Source organism: Rathayibacter rhapontici, assembly GCF_001995175.1.
Lineage (GTDB): Bacteria > Actinomycetota > Actinomycetes > Actinomycetales > Microbacteriaceae > Rathayibacter.
In genome coordinates this window covers 48536-69808 of record NZ_MUKN01000004.1, presented here as the reverse complement: position 1 = coordinate 69808, position 21273 = coordinate 48536, and the positions used below count along the sequence as shown (strand labels likewise).

Below are 21273 nucleotides of genomic sequence, written 5' to 3'. Positions count from 1 at the left end.
GCGGGCGACTCGCCCGGTAAACTCGCCCCGTGACTCTGCGACTGCATGACTCGAAGGCCCAGGCCCTCGTCGATTTCGTCCCCCTCCGCGCGAACGAGGTCGGGATGTACGTCTGCGGACCCACCGTGCAGTCCTCCCCGCACATCGGGCACCTGCGTTCCGCGCTGGTCTACGACCAGCTGCGGCGCTGGCTGCGCTACAGGGGCTTCCACGTCACCCTCGTGCGCAACGTCACCGACATCGACGACAAGATCCTCGCGATCGCCGAGGAGTCGCGGCGAGCGGCCCCCGAGGGCGAGCCGTCGGAGCAGTGGTGGGCGCTGGCCTACCGCGTCGAGCTCGAGTTCACCGCGGCCTACAACGCCCTCGGCATCCTGCCGCCCACGTACGAGCCGCGGGCGACGGCGAGCATCGCCGAGATGATCGCGCTCGTCGAGCGCCTGATCGAGCTCGGTCACGCCTACCCCGCGCCCGACGAGTCCGGCGACGTCTACTTCGACACCCGCTCCTGGCCCGACTACGGAGCCCTCACGCATCAGCGCCTCGAGAGCATGGAGGCCGCGACCGACGCCGACCCGCGCGGCAAGCGCGACCCGCACGATTTCGCCCTCTGGAAGGGCGTCAAGCCCGAGGAGCCGGAGTCGGCCTCGTGGGCGTCCCCGTGGGGACCGGGCCGTCCGGGCTGGCACATCGAGTGCTCGGCCATGTCGACGAAGTACCTCGGCACGCAGTTCGACATCCACGGCGGCGGTCTCGACCTCCGGTTCCCGCACCACGAGAACGAGCTCGCGCAGTCGAGCGCCGCGGGGCACGCCTTCGCCTCCTACTGGCTGCACAACGGACTCGTCTCGGTGACCGGGCAGAAGATGAGCAAGTCGCTCGGCAACTCCGTCTTCGCGTCCGAGCTGCTGGACGCGGCTCGACCGCTCGTCGTCCGCTACTACCTGGGCTCCGCCCACTACCGCTCCACCCTCGAGTTCCACGACGGAGCGCTCGACGAGGCCGAGGCCGCGCTCGAGCGGATCGAGGGCTTCCTCGACCGGTCGCGCCGCCGCCTCGAGGGCACCCGCTTCGCCTCCGTCGGCGAGCCCCTCGTCCCGGACGAGTTCGCGGAGGCGATGGACGACGACCTCTCCGTCCCGCAGGCCGTCGGCGTGCTGCACGAGACCGTCCGGGCCGGCAACGCCGCCCTCGACGCCGAGGATCTGGGCACCGTCGCGGCGCTGCGCACGCAGGTCCTCGCCATGGCGTCGGTGCTCGGCATCGACCCGGAGGCGCCCGAGTGGGCACGCTCCGACGACGAGCCCTCCTACCGGGCCCTCAGCGTCCTCGTCGACCGTCTGGTCCTCGAGCGCCAGTCCGCGCGGGAGCAGCGCGACTGGGCGGCCGCCGACCGCATCCGAACCGATCTCGCCGCGGCGGGAATCACGATCGAAGACACCCAGACGGGTGCGCATTGGAGTCTCGATGGCGAATAAGCCCGGCCGCCCAGGAGCGGTCCGCAAGAAGAGCAAGGGCAAGGCCGTCGGTTCCGGCGGTCAGGGTCGTCAGGCCCTCGAGGGCAAGAAGCCCACGCCGAAGGCCGAGGACCGGCCGTACCACCCCGCAGGCAAGGCGAAGGCGGCGCGCGAGCGCTTCGTCGCCGCCGGCGGGAAGGGACGCCCCGGCAGCACGCTGTCAGCGGCCGCGCGCGGAGGATCGGGTCGGCCCGCTCCGTCGCGCAAGCCCAAGAGCGCGGACGAGTCCGAGATGGTCACGGGGCGCAACTCCGTCCTCGAGGCGCTGCGGGCCAAGATCCCCGCGACGACCCTCTACGTGGCGACGCGCATCGAGATGGACGAGCGGGTCAAGGAGGCGCTGAAGCTCGCCACCGCGCGCGGCCTGCCCGTCCTCGAGATCATGCGTCCCGAGCTCGACCGGCTCGCCGGCCCCGACTCGGTGCACCAGGGACTCGTCCTCAAGGTGCCGCCGTACGAGTACGCGCACCCGAGCGACCTTCTGCAGCGCAGCGTCTCGCGCGCGCAGACGCCGCTCTTCGTCGCGCTCGACGGCATCACCGACCCGCGCAACCTCGGCGCGATCATCCGCTCCGTCGCCGCGTTCGGCGGCCAGGGCGTCATCGTGCCGCAGCGCCGCTCGGTCGGGCTCAACTCGGCCGCCTGGAAGACCTCGGCCGGAGCCGCCGCGCGCGTCCCCGTGGCGATGGCGTCGAACCTGACCGCGATGATCAAGGACTTCAAGCGCGACGGCGTCTTCGTCATCGGCCTCGACGGCGGCGGCGACACGATGCTGCCGGGCCTCGAGCTCGCCGACCGGCCGCTCCTCGTGCTCGTCGGGAGCGAGGGCAAGGGCCTGTCCCGTCTCGTCACCGAGCAGTGCGACGCGATCGTCTCGATCCCGATCAGCTCGGCGGCGGAGTCGCTGAACGCCGGCATCGCCGCGTCCGTCGCGCTCTACGAGATCTCCAAGCTCCGCGCGTCGACCGAATAGCGAGGGCCCCGGCACGGCGATCTGCGGCGTTGTCGTCGGGCGCGATACCGCCGGTATCGCTTCCTCCTCCGCCTTGCAGCTCACCGCGCCGGACCCCTCGCGGGGTCGACACGAATGACGAAGGGCCCGTGCGGATCGCTTCGCACGGGCCCTTCGTCGATCAGGGTCAGACGTTCTTGGTCCAGTCGACCTCGGCGTCCTCGTCGGTGAGCTCGGCGTCGCCCGCCTCGTCGATGACGAGGTTGGGCAGCGTCAGCGCCTCCGTCGGCGGGGCGATGATCGTCGCCTCGTCGCGGCGATGGCGGAGGATGTCGTTCACGTACGCGGTCACCGCCTCCGCGAGGGGGACGTCGCGCGCCTGCTGCTGCGACATGAACCAGCGGTGCTCGAGCAGCTGGTGGAACATCTCGGCCGGCTCGAGCCGCCCCTTGAGGTCGCGGGGGATCGAGCGGATGACCGGCTCGAACACCTGGGCCAGCCACTCGTGCGCGACCATCTCCTCGTCCAGGCCCTGCTTGCCGTAGGTGGCGGTATAGGAGTCGAGGTCGTTCAGCAGCCGCCGCGCCTGGTTCTCCTGGGCGTCGAGCCCCGTCAGGCGCAGGAGGCGGCGCTGGTGGTGACCGGCGTCGACGACCTTGGGCTGGATCCGCACCGTCGACCCGGCGTCGTCCGTCTTGATCGCCAGTTCCTCGATGTCGAAGCCGAGGTCGTTCAGGCGGTTCACCCGGTCGTTGATCCGCCAGCGCTCGGAGGTGGCGAACGACTCGACGCCGGTCAGCTCCTTCCAGAGGCTGCGGTACGCCGCGACGATCCCGTCCGAGACGGTGATCGGGTCGAGGTCCTCGTCGACGCGCCCGCCGGCCTCGAGGTCGAGGAGCTCGCCCGCGATGTTGACGCGGGCGATCTCGAGGTCGTTCTCGCGCTGGCCGTTCGACAGCCCGCCCGAGTAGAGCTGACCGGTCTCGGCGTCGACCAGGTAGGCGGCGAACGCACCGGCATCGCGGCGGAAGAGCGTGTTCGAGAGCGACACGTCGCCCCAGAAGAAACCGATCACGTGCAGTCGGACGAGCAGGAGCGCGAGGGCGTCGACGAGGCGGGTCGCCGTGTCGGGCCGCAGCGTCTGCGAGAAGAGGGCGCGGTAGGGCAGCGAGAACTTGAGGTGGCGCGTCACCAGCACGGCGGGCAGCTCGCCGCCCTCGTCGTCGGTGCGGTTCGCGATGACGGCGCCGGGCACGACGCAGGGGACGTCGAGGCGCTGCAGCGTCTTCAGCATCTCGTACTCGCGGCGGGCCATCTCGGCGGTGGTCTCCTTGACGGCGACCACGTGGCCAGAGAGGTGGGCGAAGCGCACGGTGTGACGCGAGATGCCCTTGGGCAGCGCGGCGATGTACTCGTCGGGCCAGTCGTTCAGCCGGAGGTTCCACGGGAGGTCGAGGAGTGCCGGGTCGACGGTGGCTGAGGTGATGTTCAGGGATCCGGACATGGAGCGCCGTTCGTGTCGGAGTCGGGCGGGGGAGGAGCGGTAACGAACGCTGCCGCCGTCCCGGAGGAGACGGCGGCAGCGTGTGCGCGGGAGCGGAGCCCTAGGAGAGGCGCTCGCCCGACTCCGCGTCGAAGATGTGCACGCGGTGGTTCGCGGTCACGTAGACGCGGTCGCCCGCGGTGGGGTGCACGCGGCCGTCGACGCGCGCGACGATGTCGGTGCGGCGACCCTCGACCTCGGTGTGGCCGTAGAGGTAGCCGTCCGAGCCGAGCTCCTCAATCAGGTCGACCTCGATGGGGAGGCCGCCGGGCTGGGTCGAGACGGTGACGTCCTCGGGGCGCACGCCGAGCGTGACGACCTTCTGGCTCGTCTTCGCGAGCGCCTCGCGGGCGATCGGGAGGACGGTGTCGCCGAACTTGACGCCGCCGTCGGTGACGTCCGCGTGGAACAGGTTCATCGCGGGCGAGCCGATGAAGCCGGCCACGAACACGTTGTTCGGGTTCTCGTACAGGTCGCGGGGGCTGCCGACTTGCTGGAGGAGGCCGTCCTTGAGGACCGCGATGCGGTCGCCCATGGTGAGCGCCTCGGTCTGGTCGTGGGTGACGTAGACCGTGGTGATGCCCAGGCGGCGCTGGAGGGTGCCGATCTGGGTGCGGGTCGAGACGCGCAGCTTGGCGTCGAGGTTCGACAGCGGCTCGTCCATGAGGAAGACCTGGGGCTTGCGGACGATGGCGCGGCCCATCGCGACGCGCTGACGCTGACCACCCGAGAGGGCCTTCGGCTTGCGGTTCAGGTAGGGCTCGAGGTCGAGCATCTTCGCGGCCTCGAGGACCCGCGCGGCGCGCTCGTCCTTGTTGATGCCGGCGATCTTGAGCGCGAAGCCCATGTTCTCGGCGACCGACATGTGCGGGTACAGCGCGTAGTTCTGGAAGACCATCGCGATGTCGCGGTCCTTCGGCGGCACGTCCGTGACGTTGCGGTCGCCGATGAGGATGCGTCCCTCGTTGACCTCTTCGAGGCCGGCGAGCATGCGCAGGGAGGTCGACTTGCCGCAGCCGGAGGGGCCGACGAGGACGAGGAACTCGCCGTCGCCCACCTCGAGGTTGAGCTTGTCGACGGAGGCACGCGTGGCCCCGGGGTAGACGCGGGACGCGTGGTCGAAAGTTACGGACGCCATTGTTCTTGCTCCTTCACCGGCAGGTACGTGCCGGACGATCCGAGTGAATGGAATTGATGATGGTCATCGTCGTGTGGACGACGTCGGCCAACCGTCACAGTATGCCACGGGCCCGGAACTCGCCACCGCGGGCCCGGAAGCCTCCCCGAGACGGTCGCATATCCGCCGTTTGGGGGATTCCCAGGGCTCGCGCGTAGGATTCCGGCGAGTCGCGACCCGGCGACGACTTCCCCCCCTCTCTTTCTCGGAGTGTCCTTGTCATGACCAACGGCGGAGCCAACGACCGTCTCTCGAAGAACCAGCGTCGAGAGGCAGCGAGGGAGAAGGCCCGACGGCTCCGCGAGCAGCAGAAGCGCCGCGACCGCGCCGGCCGCCTGCTGCTGCAGGGAGGCCTCGCCGTCGCCGTCATCGCCGTCGTCGCGATCGTCGCCCTGGTGCTCGTGCCCAACCTCCGCCCGGCCGAGGTCGGCCCCGGCCCGGCGAACATGGCCAGCGACGGCCTCGTGGTGGGGGAGGGGCTGGTCGCGCAGACCTCCGACCCGATCCCGGCGAGCGGCACTCCGAGCCCGAGCGCTCTCGACACCTCGACCGGCACCGTCGACATCCGCGTGTACGTCGACTACCTCTGCCCTTACTGCGGTCAGTTCGAGACCACGAACGGCGAGCAGATCCGGGAGTGGGTCGACAGTGGAGCGGCGACCGTCGAGATCCACCCGCTCGCGATCCTCACGCCGCGATCGAACGGCACGAAGTACTCGGAGCGGGCCGCGAACGCCGCCGCCTGCGTCGCCGACTCCTCGCCCGACTCCTTCTTCGACTTCAACTCCCTGCTCTTCGAGAACCAGCCCGCCGAGGGCACGGACGGCCTGTCGGACGCCGAGCTCAAGGGCTACGCCGCGGACGCCGGAGTCCAGGACACCGCGGCGGTCGACTCCTGCATCGACGACGGCTCCTTCACGAGCTGGGTGCAGGCCGCGACCGAGCGCGCGACCTCCGGGCCGCTGCCCGGAACCGAGGTCGAGAAGGTCTCCGGCACGCCGACCGTCCTCGTGAACGGCGAGGCCTACTCCGGCTCGCTCACCGACCCCGAGGCGTTCAGCTCGTTCGTGCTCGCCGCGGCGGCCGACACCTACTCCTCCGCGTCGCCGACGCCGACTCCCGCCGCGGGCTGACCGCAGGCGCGAACAGGAGAAGGGCACGTCCGGTCGAACCGGACGTGCCCTTCTCCTGTCGACGCCCGGTGGCAGCGAGCGGGGCGCGACGACGAGGAGCCCGGGGGCTGCTCGGGAGGCGATGCGTGGAGCCGACGACGGGACTCGAACCCGTAACCGCCCGATTACAAGTCGGGTGCGCTACCAATTGCGCCACGTCGGCAGGTGCCCGGAGGCACCGGGACAGACTATCGCGGGCGCCGCGCCCGGATCGGGGCGCGCCGCCGGCGTCACGGCTGCAGGACGCTGAGGTGCTTCTCGGCGGGCGTGGGGCGCTTGGGCCCGCCTATCTTGCCGTCGGGCCGGCCGACGTAGAGCCAGCCGAGCAGCTCCTCGCCCTTCTCGAGGCGGTGGGCCTTCCGGACCGCCTTCGCCCGGGTGTAGGAGCCGGTGCGCCAGAAGACGCCCCAGCCCGCCTCGTCGAGCAGCAGGCTCAGCAGGTGCGCGACGCCCGAGGCGACCGCCTCCTGCTCCCAGTCCGGCACGCTCGACTTCTTCGTGCTCACCACGACGGCCAGCAGGAGGGAGGCGCGGTGGGTCTTCTCGATGTACTTACGCGGGTCCTTCTTGGAGCCGGACGCGGCCGCGAAGCTGCGGCCGATCCGGTCGCGAGCGGCGCCGCGGATCTCGATGACCCGCCACGGCCGCAGCGAGCTGTGGTCGGCGAGGCGCGACGCCGCCGAGACGTACGTCGCGATCTCGTCGTGGCCCGGTGCCTCCGCCGTCACCTTCGACCGCGATCGTCGCGCGAGGACGGCGTCGAGCACCGGAGCGGGCACGGTCACTCGCTCTCGGCCTGGAACTCGAGTGCGATCGAGTTCATGCAGTACCGGTCGCCGGTCGGAGTGCCGAAGCCGTCGGGGAACACGTGGCCCAGGTGCGAACCGCAGTTCGCGCAGCGCACCTCAGTGCGAACCATGCCGAGCGTGTCGTCCTCGATCAGCTGCACCGCGTCGGGGTTCACCGACTCGTAGAAGCTCGGCCAGCCGCAGCCGGAGTCGAACTTGGTGCCGCTCTGGAAGAGCTCCGCGTGGCAGGCGGCACAGGTGTACAGGCCGGAGCGGTGCTCGTCGAGCAGCTCGCCGGTCCACGGACGCTCGGTGGCGGCTTCGCGCAGGACCGCGTACTGCTCGCGGTCGAGCTCCTCGCGCCACTCGGCGTCGGTCTTGTTCACGGAATACGACGACATGGGTCTCCCTAGGATTCCTCGCCAGTTTACGGGGGAGGTCGCTCCCCTCCTCTCTCGTAAACTCCCAGCCGTGCAGGTGAATTCCGTGATCTCGAAAGCGTGGAGCGAACTCTCGACGGAGGAGGTGTACGCCTTCGCGCGGCTGAGGACCGACGTGTTCCTCCGGGAGCAGCGCGTCGACGACGACGAGCTGGACGGTCGTGATCTCGAGCCGACCGCGCGGCACTGGTGGATCGCCGACGCGCACGGGACCGCCGCCTATCTCCGGACCCTCGTCGACGCCGAGGCGGAGCACGCCGACGCGCACCGCGTCATCGGCCGTGTCGCCACCCGAGCGGACAGGAGGGGGGAGGGGCTCGCTCACGCACTGGTGCAGGCGGTGATCCGGCGCCACGGCGACGAGGCGATCCTCCTGCACGCCCAGGCGCACGTCGCCGGGCTCTACACCCGCTCGGGCTTCGTCGCCTTCGGGGAGGAGTACCAGGAGGCGGGCATCGCGCACGTGAGCATGTACCGGAGCGCCTCCGCGGCGTGAGCGGCGGGCGTGCCTACCCTGGACGGATGAGCGGGACGACGGGGACGACGCGGGGCACGAGCGCGTCGAGCGCGCCGCTCTCCGAGCGCGACCGCGAGGTGCTCGACTTCGAGCGCGACTGGACCTCGCGCTCCGGGGACAAGGAGGACGCGATCCGCTCCAGGTTCGGGCTCTCGGTCGCCCGCTACTATCAGGTCCTCGGCGCGGTCCTCGGCTCACCCGCGGCCCTCGCCCACGACCCGATGCTCGTGAAGCGCCTCCTGCGCATCCGCGACGGGCGCTCCGGCGCCCGCGCCGCGCGGCGCCTCGGGCGGCCCGAGTAGACCCGCTGCTCGAGCACACCGCAACGGAAGGCCGGCTCCGATCTCGATGTCGAACACGCACCCGAAGGACCGATTCGACGAGGTCCCCGCGACGGAGGGCCGCGTCGGCGCTCACCGCAGGCCGCCGGCACCGCACGCCCGCCTCATCGCCCTCGCCTGGGCGGCGCTGGCCACCGGGGTGATCGTCCTCCTCGGCTTCATCGGCCTCCTCGTGATCGACAACCGCGTGCAGTTCAACGACGTCTTCACGGCCCCCACCGGCATCGCCGACGCGACGCCGGAGGTCGCTCCGACCGTGGACCCCTCGCTCCAGATCACCGTGCTCAACGGCACTCCGACGGCCGGGCTCGCCGCGAGCGCCGGCGACGCGCTCACCACGGACGGCTGGACGGTGCCGACGGTCGCGAACGCCAGCTCGGAGGACCAGGCCGCGACCACCGTCTACTACGCCGACCCCTCGCTCCAGGGCGCCGCGCTCGGCCTGGTCGAGTCGCTCGGACTCGGGGCGCTGGTGCAGGGCGACGAGTTCGCCGAGACCGGCGATCTCGTCGTGGTGCTCGGCGCCGACTACCCCGTCGACTGAGCCCCGATCGTCCCCGACGAGGCGATCGGAACCCGCCTCCACCGGGGCTTCTGTTTCCGGCACGTTTAATCCGTGTTGAATCGCGGACAACTCTTTCCCGAAGGCGCGATCGCGCCGTTTCCGGGCCCGTGCCGCGGATTAGTATCTCGACTCGGAGGCACGCGCGCATCGCTCGTGTCGAGGGCAGCACAGTACTTGGGAGTGGAAATGGCGAACGGAACCGTCAAGTGGTTCAACGCTGAGAAGGGCTACGGCTTCATCACGGTCGACGGCGGCGGGCAGGACGTGTTCGTCCACTACTCCGCGATCGACATGTCGGGATACAAGGTCCTCGAGGAGGGCCAGCACGTCGCCTTCGAGGTCGGCAGCGGATCGAAGGGACCCCAGGCGGAATCGGTGCGCCTGGTCTGACCCGGCGCTCGTCCCAGGAGCCGTCGCCCGCCCCGTGCGGACGGCGGCTCCTGTCGTTCCGCCCCGTGCCACGTCGCTTGCACTCGTCACCCGCGAGTGCCAGAATCGCTCTTGGCACTCGGTTCATCCGAGTGCCAGGAATGAAACTTTCTTGACGTCCGGGAGGGACGAGAAACACACATGGCCAAGATCATTGCTTTTGACGAAGAAGCCCGCCGCGGCCTCGAGCGTGGACTCAACACTCTGGCCGACGCGGTCAAGGTGACCCTCGGCCCGCGCGGCCGCAACGTCGTGCTCGAGAAGAAGTGGGGCGCTCCCACCATCACGAACGACGGCGTCTCGATCGCCAAGGAGATCGAGCTCGACGAGCCCTACGAGAAGATCGGCGCGGAGCTCGTCAAGGAGGTCGCCAAGAAGACCGACGACGTCGCCGGCGACGGAACCACCACGGCGACCGTCCTCGCCCAGGCCCTGGTCCGCGAAGGTCTGCGCAACGTCGCGGCCGGCGCCGACCCGATCACCCTGAAGAAGGGCATCGAGAAGGCCGTCAAGGCCGTCACCGCCGAGCTCATCGCCGGCGCCAAGGCGATCGAGACCAAGGACGAGATCGCGGCGACCGCCTCCATCTCGGCTGCGGACCCCGAGATCGGCGCCATCATCGCCGAGGCGATCGACAAGGTCGGCAAGGAGGGCGTCGTCACCGTCGAGGAGTCGAACACCTTCGGCACCGAGCTCGAGCTCACCGAGGGCATGCGCTTCGACAAGGGCTACCTGTCGCAGTACTTCGTGACCGACCCCGACCGCCAGGAGGCGGTGTTCGAGGACCCCTACATCCTCATCGTCAACTCCAAGGTCTCGAACATCAAGGACCTCCTCCCCGTCGTCGACAAGGTGATCCAGGCGGGCAAGCAGCTGCTGATCATCGCCGAGGACGTCGACGGAGAGGCGCTGGCGACCCTGGTCGCAACAAGATCCGCGGCATCTTCAAGTCCGTCGCCGTCAAGGCCCCGGGCTTCGGCGACCGTCGCAAGGCCCAGCTCCAGGACATCGCGATCCTGACCGGCGGCCAGGTCATCTCGGAGGAGGTCGGTCTCAAGCTCGAGAACGTCACCCTCGACCTCCTCGGCTCGGCCCGCAAGGTCGTCATCACCAAGGACGAGACCACCATCGTCGAGGGCTCCGGCGACGCCGAGGCCATCGCCGGCCGCGTCGCCCAGATCCGCGCCGAGATCGAGAACACCGACAGCGACTACGACCGCGAGAAGCTCCAGGAGCGCCTCGCGAAGCTCGCCGGTGGAGTCGCGGTCATCAAGGCCGGAGCGGCGACCGAGGTCGAGCTCAAGGAGCGCAAGCACCGCATCGAGGACGCCGTCCGCAACGCGAAGGCCGCCGTCGAGGAGGGCATCGTCGCCGGTGGTGGCGTCGCCCTCATCCAGGCCGGCAAGCTCGCGTTCGACAAGCTCGAGCTCGTCGGAGACGAGGCGACCGGCGCGAACATCGTCAAGGTCGCCATCGAGGCGCCCCTCAAGCAGATCGCGCTGAACGCCGGTCTCGAGCCCGGTGTCGTCGCCGCCAAGGTCCGCGAGCTGCCCACCGGACACGGCCTCAACGCCGCGACCGGCGAGTACGTCGACCTGATCGCCGCCGGCATCATCGACCCGGTCAAGGTCACCCGCTCCGCGCTGCAGAACGCGGCGTCGATCGCCGGCCTCTTCCTCACCACCGAGGTCGTCGTCGCCGACAAGCCCGAGAAGAACCCGGTTCCGGCCGGCGACCCCACGGGCGGCATGGACTTCTAGTCCGACCCGCACCACATGCTGAAGGCGGTTCCCCTCCGGGGGAGCCGCCTTCCGTGCGTTCCGGGCACGCCCCGGCAGTGCGCGGACGGCGGCTCCCTCGCGAGCCGGCGCTCAGGAGCCGAAGAGGCGCGCGTTGGCCTGCTCGGTGTCGGCGTACTGCTGAGCGGCCGTGCCGAGGGCGAGCGTGATGGTGGCCAGTCCCTCGTCGACCTGCGCCTGCGTCGAGCGCCAGACGCCGACGACGCCCTGGAACGCGTTCGAGGCCTGGCCCTGCCAGACCGCCTCGAGCCCGGTCAGCTGCGCGAGCAGCCCGGACACCTCGGTCTGGATGCGGTCCATGTAGCCGTGCGCGGTGCCGGTCATGGTGGTCATCGCGTCGATGTCGGTCTGGTAGCGGGTCATGGGGAGTCCTCTCGTTCCGGTCGGCGCCGATCGGCGCGTGCGTGAACGGTAGGACCGCGGGCGTCCCGGGCGGCGGCGCTCAGACCGAGGCTGGGGAGGATTCGCCGTTCGGGCCGACGGTGAGGAGGGGCAGGGCGACGCGGAACGTCGCTCCTCCGCCCGGCGTCTCGACGACGTCGACGCGTCCCTTGTGCGCGGCCACGATGGAGGAGACGATCGCCAGCCCGAGACCGCTGCCGCCGGTCTCGCGGGTGCGCGAGGTGTCGGCGCGCCAGAAGCGCTGGAAGATCTTCTCGCGGATCTGCGGCGGGATGCCCTCGCCGTGGTCGATCACCTCGAGGAACGCGAGGCGGCGCGCGCGGTCGACCGCGACTCCGATCTCGATGGGCGTGTCCTCGGGGGTGTACCGGACGGCGTTGCCGATGAGGTTGGTGAGGACCTGACGGATCTTGTTCTCCTCGGCCATGACCAGCGCGGGCAGCCCGGCCTCCTCGGGGGCCGGCTCGGCAGTCCCCGCGGCGATCTCCTCGGCCTTCACCCGGCTCGGGCGGCGGCGGAGCCGCGCGAGCCGGGCTCCCGCGGCGGCGATGGGTCCGGTCAGTCCGGCGGCCGCCGTCTGCAGCGGCTGCGTCGCGGCGCCGGTGAGCTCGTCGTCGTCGAGGGCCGGCGTCTCGATCGGAGTGTCGTCGCGGGTCTCGACGCCGAAGTCGCGGTCGGGCCAGGAGGCCATCGCGTCCATGGCGGCGTCGCGCGCGAGGGGCATGAGGTCGACGGGGGCGAGGGCGAGCGGCTTCGTCTCGTCGAGACGGGCGAGCTCGAGCAGGTCCTCGACGAGGCCGCCCATCCGGATCGCCTCCTTCTCGATGCGCTCCATGGCCTGGCCGACGGCCTCGGGCGTCTGGAGAGCGCCCATCCGGTACAGCTCGGCGTAGCCGCGCACCGAGACCAGGGGCGTGCGCAGCTCGTGGCTGGCGTCGCCGACGAAGCGGCGCATCTGATCGATGGTGCGCGCGCGGTCGCGGAAGGCCGTGTCGATCCGGCCCAGCATCGCGTTGAGGGAGCGGTTCAACCGCCCGACCTCGGTGTTCGGCGTGGTGCCGTCGAGCCGCTGGCTGAAGTCGCCGTCGGCGATGGCGGCGGCGGTGCGCTCGACCTCGCGCAGCGGCGCGAAGGTGGTGGTGACGAGCAGGCGCGTGAGCATGGCGCCGATGACGACGATCGCGACTCCGAACCCGAGGAAGATCGTGAGGTAGATCGTCATGATGTTGTCCACGCCCCGTGTGGACGTGGCCAGCAGCAGCGTCTGGACCTGGTTGCCCTGCGAGTAGGTCGTCGCGACGAAGTGGTACTCGATCTTGCCGTTGACGCTCTCGATCGTCCGGTGGTCGTCGCCGATGTCGAGGGCCTCGTCGAGCGTGAACCTCGTCGGGAAGGCGGGGTCGTTCGGGCCGATCGCCGTCGAGTCGCCCTGCACGCCTTCGGAATCGTAGACCGCGCCGACGTAGAGGTTGTCGTCGTCGCTCAGCCCGGCCTCGCCCTTGGCGCTCAGCGTGTTCGCCACGAGCTGCGCCTTGACCGCGAGATCGCGGTCGAGCTGCGAGATGAGCTGCGGCTTCAGCATCGTCATGGTCCCGATGCCGGAGACGAGGAGGCCGAGCGTCAGCAGGAGGACCGTCACCGCGGTGATCTTGGTCCGCAGGGAGATCGAGTTCCACCGCTCGGCCAGGGTCTGGTGCATGGCGGTGAGACTCCCTCGATGGCGGAACGGCGGCCGCCCCGCGAAGGGACGACCGCCGGGGTGCGGAGCTCCGGGCTCCGCGACGTCGACAGGACTCGGAGGCTAGGCCTTCGCGACCTTCAGCATGTATCCGAATCCTCGCTTGGTCTGGATGAGCGATTCCTCCGAATGCGTGTCGAGCTTACGTCGCAGGTAGGAGATGTAGGACTCGACGATGCCCGCATCCCCGTTGAAGTCGTACTCCCACACGTGGTCGAGGATCTGCGCCTTGCTGAGCACGCGGTTGGGGTTGAGCATCAGGTACCGCAGCAGCTTGAACTCGGTGGGGCTGAGCTCGACCGGCTCGTCGCCGACCAGGACCTCGTGGGTGTCCTGATCCATCGTGAGCTCGCCCGCGCGGATGACCGCGTCCTCCTCGGCGTGCATGGTGCGGCGGAGGATCGCCTTGATGCGCGCCACGATCTCGTCGAGGCTGAACGGCTTGGTGACGTAGTCGTCCCCGCCGACCGTCAGACCGGTGATCTTGTCCTCCGTGTCGTCCTTCGCCGTGAGGAAGAGGATGGGGGAGGTGTAGCCGGCGGAGCGCAGGCGCTTCGTGACGCCGAACCCGTTCATGTCGGGGAGCATCACGTCGAGGATGATCAGGTCGGGCTCCTCCTCGAGGACGGCCGAGATGGCCTGAGCGCCGTTGCCCACCGCGCGCACGGCGAAGCCGGCGAAGCGGAGGCTCGTGGTGAGCAGGTCTCTGATGTTGGGCTCGTCGTCGACGATGAGAATGCGGGGTCCGTCCATGAGGACATCTTCTGCGCGTTGCCTGAACGGAGTCTGGGAGCCGAGTGGTGGACGGCTCGACGCCGCCCCGGTGCCGTCGGCGGGGTCAGGACGCGCGGCGGCGGCGCACTCCGACGATCAGCATCGCGATCATCATCAGGAAGGCGATGGGCAGGCCGACGAGGGGGACCGCGAAGACGAACCGCCACAGCGGACCCTCGTACTGCTCGACTCCGAAGACGGGTGCGAGGAGGATCGCGAGGAACGCGAGCACCGTGACGGCGATGATCGCGATGAACATGTAGGCGAGGGTGCGCTCGGCGCGTCCGATGCCCGCCGGCTGCTGTGGCTTCACCCCCCAAGGATAGGCCGCACCCGGGAGCCTCTAAACTGGTGGTTGCTTCGATTCCAGGAGGGGTTCTGCATGCCTACCGGCAAGGTCAAGTTCTACGACGAGGAGAAGGGCTTCGGCTTCATCAGCACTGATGACGGCCAGGAGGTCTTCCTGCACGCTTCCGCGCTGCCCTCGGGGACCGCGGTGAAGCCCGGCACACGCCTCGAGTTCGGCATCGCGACGGCAAGCGCGGGGCTCAGGCCCTGACCGCCCGTGTCATCGAGGCGCCCCCCAGCATGGTCAAGATGAACCGCAAGTCGGCCGACGACATGTCGGTGATCGTCGAGGACACCGTCAAGCTGCTCGACGGCATCGGCACCGGCCTCAAGCGCGGTCGCTACCCCGACAAGGCCCACGGCCGCAAGATCGCGGCGCTGCTGCGCCGGGTGGCGGACGAGCTGGATGCCTGACGCCGACGGCACGACCGGCGACCTCGCGTCGCCCCAGGGGGAGGAGTCCCTCCTGCCGACCGGAGACGTCGACGAGACGGCGGCGGACGACGCGGCCGAGACGAGGGTCGCCGAGGTTCCGACCGGCGAGGACGACGCGGAGATCGCCGAGGTCGAGGCGTCCACTGACGAGGACGATGCGCCGATCGCCGAGGTCGAGGTGTCCACCGATGAGGACGTCGCATCGACCGCTGAGGTCGTGCCTGAGCGGGACGAGCCTCTGGCCGAGCCCGCGCCTCCGGCCCCCGCCGAGGAGCCCGCGGTTCTCGAGAGCGCGATCGAGGATTCCCAGTCGGAGACGGACGGCCCTGCATCGGGATCCGGGTCGCCGACGGAGGACGCGGTCGAGGACGAGCAGGAGGAGCCCGTGTACGAGCTCGACTCCGTTCTCGCCGCCTCCGAGGAGCGTGCCCGCGAGGCGCTCGCCGACGTGGCTCCGCCCGACACGATCGGGCCGCTGGTGGCGACGCTGGCGCAGGGAGAGCACGTGGTCTCGCTGCAGTTCGCGAACCTCATGAGGGGCTACCCGGGGTGGCTCTGGACGGCGACCCTCTCGCGCATCGACGAGACCGAGGACGTCAACGTGCTCGAGGTCGAGCTGCTGCCCGGCGAGGGAGCGGTGCTCGCTCCGGACTGGGTGCCGTGGACGGATCGCCTGGCGGACTATCGCGCGGCGCAGGACGCGGCCGGCGAGGAGTCGGACGACTCGGACGAGGACGACGACGAGGACGACCCGGACGAGGACGCGCCGGACTCGGAGGACGAGTTCGACGATCAGGTCGTGCTCGACGACGACGACGAGTCCGATGACGACGAGGACGATGACGACGAGTCGGATGACGACGACGACGACGCGGATGACGATGACGACGACGAGTCGGACGATGACGACGCCTCGGACGACGACGACGAGTCCGATGATGACGACGACGACGATGAGTCCGATGACGACGACGACGACCGGGATGACGACGACCGCTGAGTCGGCGTCCGCCGCGGCGACGACGGGGGAGGGGACGGCGTGATCGGCATCGACACGGTCGTCTCCTACCCCGACGGCGCCACCTCCTCCGAGGGGGAGGTCGTGCACCTCGAGGCGCTCGAGGAGGGCCGCTGGGCGGTCGTCCTCGATGCCACGGCCGCTCATCCCGTCGATCCGACCTGGCCGGACCAGGGGCCCGACGAGGGCGTCCTCGTCGCCGAGGGCGTCCGCTACCGCCTGCTCGACTGCCGCATCGCGGCGTGGGACGGGCGCGCGCTGCACCTGGGCGACCGGCTCCCGGTCCGCCTCGGCACGGACGGCTGGGTCTTCGTCGTCGCGCACGTCGTGGCCGACGCGTCCGCGCTCGCCGAGGGGCAGCGGATCCGGGTCGAGGTCGACCGTGCCCGACGGGACGAGCTGTCGCGCGGGCACACGGCCTGTCATCTGGCGTCGCTCGCCCTGAACGCGGCGCTCGCCGATCTCTGGAGCAAGCCCGTCCGGACCGACTCGCTCGGCAGCCCCGACTTCGATCAGGCCGCGATCCAGACGTCCCTCATCCGGCCGTCCGGGTCCACCGACGTCTACCGGCTCGGCAAGAGCCTCCGGCGCAGCGGTTTCGACACCGCCCGGCTGCAGGAGGCGCTGCCGGAGATCGAGGAGCGGATCGACGCGCTGCTGGCGGAGTGGACGGCGGAGGACGCCGCCGTCGTGATCGAGCGCGAGGACGAGCTGCTCGGCTCCCGCCGGACCTGGCGCTGCCTCCTCGCGGCGGGGCAGGCGTCGATCCCGTGCGGAGGCACGCACGTCGCGAGCTTCGCGGACCTCGGCGCCCTCTCGGTGGAGCTGTCCGTCGACCCGGTCGCGGCGACGCTCACGATGGAGACGGACGCCTCCTGAGCCGTCAGCGGCGGTTGCGGCTGTAGAACAGCCCGATCGTGCCGAGCACGACGCCGATGACGACGGTCGACAGGACGAGCGGCGGCACGGCCACGCCGACGGAGGCCGCCACGAGGACGCCGATCAGCGCCGCGACCCAGACGAGGCAGCCCACGAGGAGCGCTCGCGCGTCGTCGCTCGGGTAGGGCGGAGGACTCGGTCGACGCTCCTCCTCGCGGAGCCACAGCCTCATCCTCCGCCCGCCCCTCAGTCGGCCAGGCGCTCGATGACGTGGTCGATGCAGTTCAGCAGCGACCGGACGTCGTCGGGCTCGATCGCGGTGAAGGTGGCGATGCGCAGCTGGTTGCGCCCGAGCTTGCGGTACGGCTCGGTGTCGACGATGCCGTTGGCGCGCAGGACCTTCGCGATCAGCGCGGCGTCGATCGACGCGTCGAAGTCGACGGTGGCGACGACCTGCGAGCGGTGCTCGGGCACCTCGACGAACGGGGTCGCGACCGACGAGGCCTCGGCCCAGTCGTAGATCGCGGAGGAGGACTCGGCGGTGCGCGCCGACGCCCAGGCGAGGCCGCCGTTGCCGTTCATCCAGTCGAGCTGCGACTCCATCAGCAGGAGCGTCGCGAGCGCGGGCGTGTTGAGCGTCTGGTTCAGCCGCGAGTTGTCGACCGCGTTCTTCAGGCTCAGGAACTCGGGGATGTAGCGGCCGCTCGCCGCGATGCGCTCGACGCGCTCGATCGCGGCGGGGGAGAAGAGGCCGAACCAGAGGCCGCCGTCGCTGGCGAAGTTCTTCTGCGGGGCGAAGTAGTAGACGTCGGCCTGCGAGGCGTCGAAGTCGATGCCGCCCGCGGCGCTCGTCGCGTCGATCACGGTGAGCGCGCCCTCGTCGCCGTGGACGCGCGAGACCGGCGCCATGACTCCGGTCGAGGTCTCGTTGTGGGGCCAGGCGTAGACGTCGACGCCCTCGAGGACCTCGACCTCGCTCCGCGACCCGGCGGGAGCCGAGATCACGTGCGCCGGCTCGAGGAACGGCGCGGACGCGGCCTTCGCGAACTTCTGGCCGAACTCGCCGAAGGTGAGGTTCTCGGCACGGCGCTCGATCAGCGAGAAGGCGGCCGAATCCCAGAACGCGGTCGAGCCGCCGTTGCCGAGGAGGACCTCGTAGCCCTCGGGGACGTCGAACAGGTTCGCGAGGTGCTCGCGCACGCGGCCGACCAGGTTCTTGACCGGGGCCTGCCGGTGCGACGTGCCGAGGAGGTGCGCGCCCTCGGTCGCGAGGTGCGCGAGCTGGTCGTGCCGCACCTTGGACGGGCCGCAGCCGAATCGTCCGTCGTGGGGGAGGAGCTCGCGAGGAATGGTGACGTCCGGCATGCGTTAATACTAGGGTTCCCGGCTCGCCCCCTCCTTCGAGTGACGAAGGCCTGGCGCCGTGCGGCTTCGCGGATGTTGCGACACGGTGCCCAGTAAGGTTGAGCGCGCCGAGACGGGAAGGCTGAGATGACGGATCTGATCGACACCACCGAGATGTACCTGCGCACCATTCTGGAGCTCGAGGAGGAGAACATCATCCCCCTCCGCGCGCGTATCTCGGAGCGTCTGAGCCACTCGGGGCCGACCGTCTCGCAGACCGTCGGACGCATGGAGCGCGACGGTCTCGTCGTCGTCTCGGGCGACCGCCACCTCGAGCTCACCTCCGACGGGCGCCGCAAGGCGATCCACGTCATGCGCAAGCACCGCCTCGCCGAGCGGCTCCTCCACGACGTCATCAAGCTCGACTGGGAGTTCGTGCACGAGGAGGCCTGCCGCTGGGAGCACGTCATGAGCGAGCAGGTGGAGCGACGACTCCTCGAGATGCTCGACCACCCGACCGAGTCGCCGTACGGCAACCCGATCCCGGGCCTCGACGAGCTCGGCGACACCCCGGCGTCGCGCTTCGCGGACGGGGTCATCAGCCTGCCCCGCTTCGTCGCCGGATCGGCCGAGCCCAAGCGCGGTGTCGTCCGCCGCCTCGGGGAGCCGGCCCAGGTCGACCCCGAGCTGCTGCTGCAGCTGAAGCAGGCGGGCGTCATGCCGGGAGCCGAGGGCGAGTTCTCGGCCCTCAACGGCTACGTCCTGGTGCGCATCGACGGCGCGGAGGCGGGCATCGAGCTCCCCAACGAGGTCGCGGCGCACATCTTCCTCGTCTCTGACGACAGGTCTCCGAGCGGACACTGGGCGCGCGCTGGGTGCGCCCCTAGCGCATGCCGGGTCGGTCCGCACGCCGATGTCGCGTCCGGGCCGCGTCGAATGGTGACAAATCGGTAACGGTCGCATACGCTCTGGGGAGCCCTGCATCCGGACCCCGGTTCCAGGGCGCGGAATCCGACGTCCCCCTGCCCGTCTCGGACCACCGTGAACATCGATGCTTCGTGCATGAGACGGGACAGCCGCCTGGGCTGACGGGACGCGGAGGTCCACCCCTTTGGCCGAGAACGACACCACCGGCAGCCCCGACCGGTACCGCTCCACCCACCCGAACAGCCCCCGCAGCACCGCCTCGTTCGAGAACCAGCCGCCCGTCGTGCGCGCGCGGTTCCACTCCGAGGCCCCCGTCGCCCGCCGTGCGGTCCCGACCGCTCAGGCCCGCCAGCGCGACGTGACCGACTTCGTGCCCTCGCCCGCCGGCACCCCGCGCAGGCACCGCGGCCGGAAGCTCGGCAAGGTCGCGATCGTCGGCTTCGCCGGCGCACTCGTCGCGACCATGGCGCTGCCCGCCTACGCGTTCTCCCCGGGCACCGACGTCGACAGCCCGTTCGCGGCGTCGCAGGCCGACCTCCTCCGCCAGGGCGAGGCGCAGACCGTCGCCGTCGCGGGGAGCGTCGTGCAGGCCGCGATCGCGCGCGACGGCTTCTCGGCCGAGGCGGCTCCTCCGCCCCCGCCGCCCCCCGAGCCGGAGCCGGCGCCCGTCGTCGAGCCGGTCGCCGACACCTCGGACGTCGAGACCGCCCGTGCGGAGACCGCCGAGACGTTCAACTCGTACGACGGAGCGTCGGCCGCGGAGCTCGCCGCGTCGGCGCCGAGCACCGGGTACAGCCTGTCGGCCGTGTACAACACCGCGCTGCAGTACCAGGGCGTGCCCTACGTCTTCGGTGGAGCGGACCCGAGCGGCTTCGACTGCTCCGGCCTCGTGATGTACGTCTTCGCGCAGTACGGCATCTCGATGCCGCACTCGGCGGCGGGACAGGCCGCGATGGGCACCCGCATCCCCGTCTCGGAGGCGCAGCCCGGCGACCTGGTGATCATGCCCGGTCACGACGGCTTCTACGCGGGCAACGGCAACATCCTGCACGCGCCCTACGCCGGCGCGAGCGTCCGCGTGCAGCCGATCTGGACGTCGGACTACTACATCGTGCGCATCCCGGGCTGAGCCCGGACGCCCGTCGACGAGCCCGTTCCCTTCCGAGGGGGCGGGCTCGTCCGCGTCGCGGGGGACGCGGTGTGAAATGCGGATGACGAATTCGGGTGAATCTCTGGTGTTTCGCGCGGGAAGGAATACTCTGAACCCCACTCCGCCGTACCAGCGGAGCGGTTCGTCGAGGGACGGAGTGCCGGGATGACCGAGCGGAACGGGCACACTGCGTGGGGCTGCGTTCACGCGTGCGGCGGACCGACTCGATCCGGGCGGGGATCCTCTCCGCCTCGGTGCACTCCTCCGACACTCGGATACACCACCACGACTCGACGCGGTGCTCAGCCGCGGCCCAGAAGGGCGCCGTCCACGCGACGGCGCCCTTCTCCGCGTCCGGGGTGATGTCGCGGTGCGACGGACGACGCCCGTTCGGAGGTCACTGATGCGCACCCTGGTTCTCAACGCCGGCTACGAGCCGCTCGCTGTCGTCTCGTTCAAGCGGGCGCTCGTCCTGCTGATGACCGAGAAGGCGACCGTCATCGCGGCCGACGAGGACAATCCGGTGCACGGAGCGGCCGGCGACTACGTGCGGCCGTCCGTGATCCTCCTGACCCGCTACGTGCGGATCCCGAGCTCGCGGACCGTGCCCGTCTCGCGGCGCGGGGTGCTGCGGCGCGACAACCACCGCTGCGGATACTGCGGGATGCACGCGAACACCATCGACCACATCCAGCCGAAGTCGCGCGGCGGACGCGACACGTGGGAGAACCTCGTCGCCTGCTGCCACCGCTGCAACAACACCAAGAGCGACCGCACGCCCGCCGAGATGGGCTGGCACCTGCGGACGGTGCCGCGGGTGCCGCGGGCCGGCTCCTGGCTCGTGCGCGGCGCGGAGCGGATGGAACCCGAGTGGAACGGCTACTTAGCGCCCGCAGCCTGAGCCGCGAGATGCCACTCGGGTACAAGTAGACCGGCGTGCCGCGTGCCGAAGTGGCATCTCGCGGAGGCTCCGGGGGACGTGAGCAGTCTTCTACCGGACGCGGTGCGAGAGGCGTTC

22 protein-coding genes, 1 tRNA gene and 2 pseudogenes are annotated in these 21273 nt (G+C 70.5%); 14 read left to right on the top strand and 11 right to left on the bottom strand.

What is annotated here, in order from left to right:
- Window positions 1-29: 29 nt before the first annotated feature.
- Complete coding sequence (gene cysS / locus B0T42_RS02350; RefSeq protein ID WP_055787693.1) at window positions 30-1478, top strand: cysteine--tRNA ligase; 1449 nt, start codon at window positions 30-32, stop codon at window positions 1476-1478.
- Complete coding sequence (rlmB, locus tag B0T42_RS02345) at window positions 1468-2490, top strand: 23S rRNA (guanosine(2251)-2'-O)-methyltransferase RlmB (RefSeq protein ID WP_077221797.1); 1023 nt, start codon at window positions 1468-1470, stop codon at window positions 2488-2490. Before cysS ends, rlmB begins: the two co-directional genes overlap by 11 nt.
- A gap of 166 nt (window positions 2491-2656) precedes the next feature.
- Here rlmB and B0T42_RS02340 read toward each other — a convergent pair whose 3' ends face one another.
- Window positions 2657-3973, bottom strand: a complete 1317-nt coding sequence (locus B0T42_RS02340; protein ID WP_056866597.1) for a DUF4032 domain-containing protein — start codon at window positions 3971-3973, stop codon at window positions 2657-2659.
- Window positions 3974-4073: 100 nt separating this feature from the next.
- Window positions 4074-5150 (bottom strand): ABC transporter ATP-binding protein, encoded by a 1077-nt coding sequence (locus B0T42_RS02335; RefSeq protein ID WP_055787700.1) that lies wholly within the window; start codon window positions 5148-5150, stop codon window positions 4074-4076.
- A 260-nt stretch (window positions 5151-5410) separates the two neighbouring features.
- Here B0T42_RS02335 and B0T42_RS02330 point away from each other — a divergent pair, with 260 nt between their 5' ends.
- Window positions 5411-6322 carry a DsbA family protein gene (locus tag B0T42_RS02330; RefSeq protein WP_077221796.1) on the top strand — a complete coding sequence of 304 codons (912 nt, stop codon included), beginning with the start codon at window positions 5411-5413 and terminating at the stop codon, window positions 6320-6322.
- A 126-nt stretch (window positions 6323-6448) separates the two neighbouring features.
- Here B0T42_RS02330 and B0T42_RS02325 read toward each other — a convergent pair.
- From B0T42_RS02325 to msrB, 3 genes are all read right to left on the bottom strand, one after another.
- Window positions 6449-6524: transfer RNA gene (locus tag B0T42_RS02325), tRNA-Thr, on the bottom strand.
- 67 nt (window positions 6525-6591) lie between these two features.
- A complete protein-coding gene (locus B0T42_RS02320) occupies window positions 6592-7140 on the bottom strand; it encodes a nitroreductase family protein (RefSeq protein WP_236720070.1) in 549 nt (182 codons plus the stop codon).
- A 2-nt stretch (window positions 7141-7142) separates the two neighbouring features.
- Complete coding sequence (msrB, locus tag B0T42_RS02315; RefSeq protein ID WP_077221794.1) at window positions 7143-7550, bottom strand: peptide-methionine (R)-S-oxide reductase MsrB; 408 nt, start codon at window positions 7548-7550, stop codon at window positions 7143-7145.
- A 70-nt stretch (window positions 7551-7620) separates the two neighbouring features.
- Between msrB and B0T42_RS02310 the strand changes: the two genes are divergently transcribed.
- From B0T42_RS02310 to groL, 5 genes and pseudogenes are all read left to right on the top strand, one after another.
- Window positions 7621-8085 carry a GNAT family N-acetyltransferase gene (locus B0T42_RS02310; protein WP_236720069.1) on the top strand — a complete coding sequence of 155 codons (465 nt, stop codon included), beginning with the start codon at window positions 7621-7623 and terminating at the stop codon, window positions 8083-8085.
- 26 nt (window positions 8086-8111) lie between these two features.
- The gene (locus B0T42_RS02305) at window positions 8112-8408 is read left to right on the top strand and encodes a DUF3263 domain-containing protein (protein WP_077221793.1); all 297 of its coding nucleotides are present in this window, start codon (window positions 8112-8114) and stop codon (window positions 8406-8408) included.
- A 46-nt stretch (window positions 8409-8454) separates the two neighbouring features.
- Window positions 8455-8991: a LytR C-terminal domain-containing protein gene (locus tag B0T42_RS02300; RefSeq protein ID WP_077221792.1), complete on the top strand. Its 537-nt coding sequence runs from the start codon at window positions 8455-8457 to the stop codon at window positions 8989-8991.
- Between the two features lie 207 nt (window positions 8992-9198).
- The gene (locus B0T42_RS02295; protein ID WP_077221791.1) at window positions 9199-9402 is read left to right on the top strand and encodes a cold-shock protein; all 204 of its coding nucleotides are present in this window, start codon (window positions 9199-9201) and stop codon (window positions 9400-9402) included.
- A 180-nt stretch (window positions 9403-9582) separates the two neighbouring features.
- Window positions 9583-11201 (top strand): annotated as a pseudogene (gene groL, locus B0T42_RS02290) (chaperonin GroEL).
- 111 nt (window positions 11202-11312) lie between these two features.
- Here groL and B0T42_RS02285 read toward each other — a convergent pair.
- The 4 genes from B0T42_RS02285 to B0T42_RS02270 form a co-directional block, all read right to left on the bottom strand.
- The gene (locus B0T42_RS02285; RefSeq protein WP_056866601.1) at window positions 11313-11603 is read right to left on the bottom strand and encodes a WXG100 family type VII secretion target; all 291 of its coding nucleotides are present in this window, start codon (window positions 11601-11603) and stop codon (window positions 11313-11315) included.
- 79 nt (window positions 11604-11682) lie between these two features.
- Window positions 11683-13341 carry a sensor histidine kinase gene (locus B0T42_RS02280; RefSeq protein WP_077221790.1) on the bottom strand — a complete coding sequence of 553 codons (1659 nt, stop codon included), beginning with the start codon at window positions 13339-13341 and terminating at the stop codon, window positions 11683-11685.
- A 102-nt stretch (window positions 13342-13443) separates the two neighbouring features.
- The gene (locus tag B0T42_RS02275; RefSeq protein ID WP_055787731.1) at window positions 13444-14133 is read right to left on the bottom strand and encodes a response regulator transcription factor; all 690 of its coding nucleotides are present in this window, start codon (window positions 14131-14133) and stop codon (window positions 13444-13446) included.
- An 85-nt stretch (window positions 14134-14218) separates the two neighbouring features.
- A complete protein-coding gene (locus B0T42_RS02270) occupies window positions 14219-14467 on the bottom strand; it encodes a hypothetical protein (RefSeq protein WP_236720068.1) in 249 nt (82 codons plus the stop codon).
- A 69-nt stretch (window positions 14468-14536) separates the two neighbouring features.
- Here B0T42_RS02270 and B0T42_RS02265 point away from each other — a divergent pair.
- The 3 genes and pseudogenes from B0T42_RS02265 to B0T42_RS02255 all read left to right on the top strand — a co-directional run bounded on the left by B0T42_RS02265 (window position 14537) and on the right by B0T42_RS02255 (window position 16834).
- Window positions 14537-14916: pseudogene (locus B0T42_RS02265) on the top strand (cold-shock protein).
- Window positions 14909-15937 carry a DUF3027 domain-containing protein gene (locus B0T42_RS20940; RefSeq protein ID WP_077221789.1) on the top strand — a complete coding sequence of 343 codons (1029 nt, stop codon included), beginning with the start codon at window positions 14909-14911 and terminating at the stop codon, window positions 15935-15937. The pseudogene B0T42_RS02265 and the gene B0T42_RS20940 overlap by 8 nt, the downstream one beginning before the upstream one ends.
- A gap of 39 nt (window positions 15938-15976) precedes the next feature.
- Window positions 15977-16834 carry an alanyl-tRNA editing protein gene (locus B0T42_RS02255; RefSeq protein ID WP_077221788.1) on the top strand — a complete coding sequence of 286 codons (858 nt, stop codon included), beginning with the start codon at window positions 15977-15979 and terminating at the stop codon, window positions 16832-16834.
- 4 nt (window positions 16835-16838) lie between these two features.
- On the opposite strand, the gene B0T42_RS02250 is transcribed toward B0T42_RS02255, so the two are convergent.
- Together B0T42_RS02250 and serC are read right to left on the bottom strand one after the other, a co-directional pair.
- Complete coding sequence (locus B0T42_RS02250; RefSeq protein ID WP_077221787.1) at window positions 16839-17066, bottom strand: hypothetical protein; 228 nt, start codon at window positions 17064-17066, stop codon at window positions 16839-16841.
- A gap of 14 nt (window positions 17067-17080) precedes the next feature.
- Window positions 17081-18199 carry a phosphoserine transaminase gene (gene serC / locus B0T42_RS02245; protein ID WP_077221786.1) on the bottom strand — a complete coding sequence of 373 codons (1119 nt, stop codon included), beginning with the start codon at window positions 18197-18199 and terminating at the stop codon, window positions 17081-17083.
- 126 nt (window positions 18200-18325) lie between these two features.
- Here serC and B0T42_RS02240 point away from each other — a divergent pair, with 126 nt between their 5' ends.
- The 3 genes from B0T42_RS02240 to B0T42_RS02225 all read left to right on the top strand — a co-directional run bounded on the left by B0T42_RS02240 (window position 18326) and on the right by B0T42_RS02225 (window position 21156).
- Window positions 18326-19132: an iron-dependent transcriptional repressor DtxR gene (locus B0T42_RS02240; protein WP_077221785.1), complete on the top strand. Its 807-nt coding sequence runs from the start codon at window positions 18326-18328 to the stop codon at window positions 19130-19132.
- Window positions 19133-19289: 157 nt separating this feature from the next.
- The gene (locus B0T42_RS02230) at window positions 19290-20234 is read left to right on the top strand and encodes a C40 family peptidase (RefSeq protein WP_236720067.1); all 945 of its coding nucleotides are present in this window, start codon (window positions 19290-19292) and stop codon (window positions 20232-20234) included.
- A gap of 424 nt (window positions 20235-20658) precedes the next feature.
- Window positions 20659-21156: an HNH endonuclease gene (locus B0T42_RS02225; protein WP_077221783.1), complete on the top strand. Its 498-nt coding sequence runs from the start codon at window positions 20659-20661 to the stop codon at window positions 21154-21156.
- The last annotated feature ends 117 nt before the right edge of the window (window positions 21157-21273 follow it).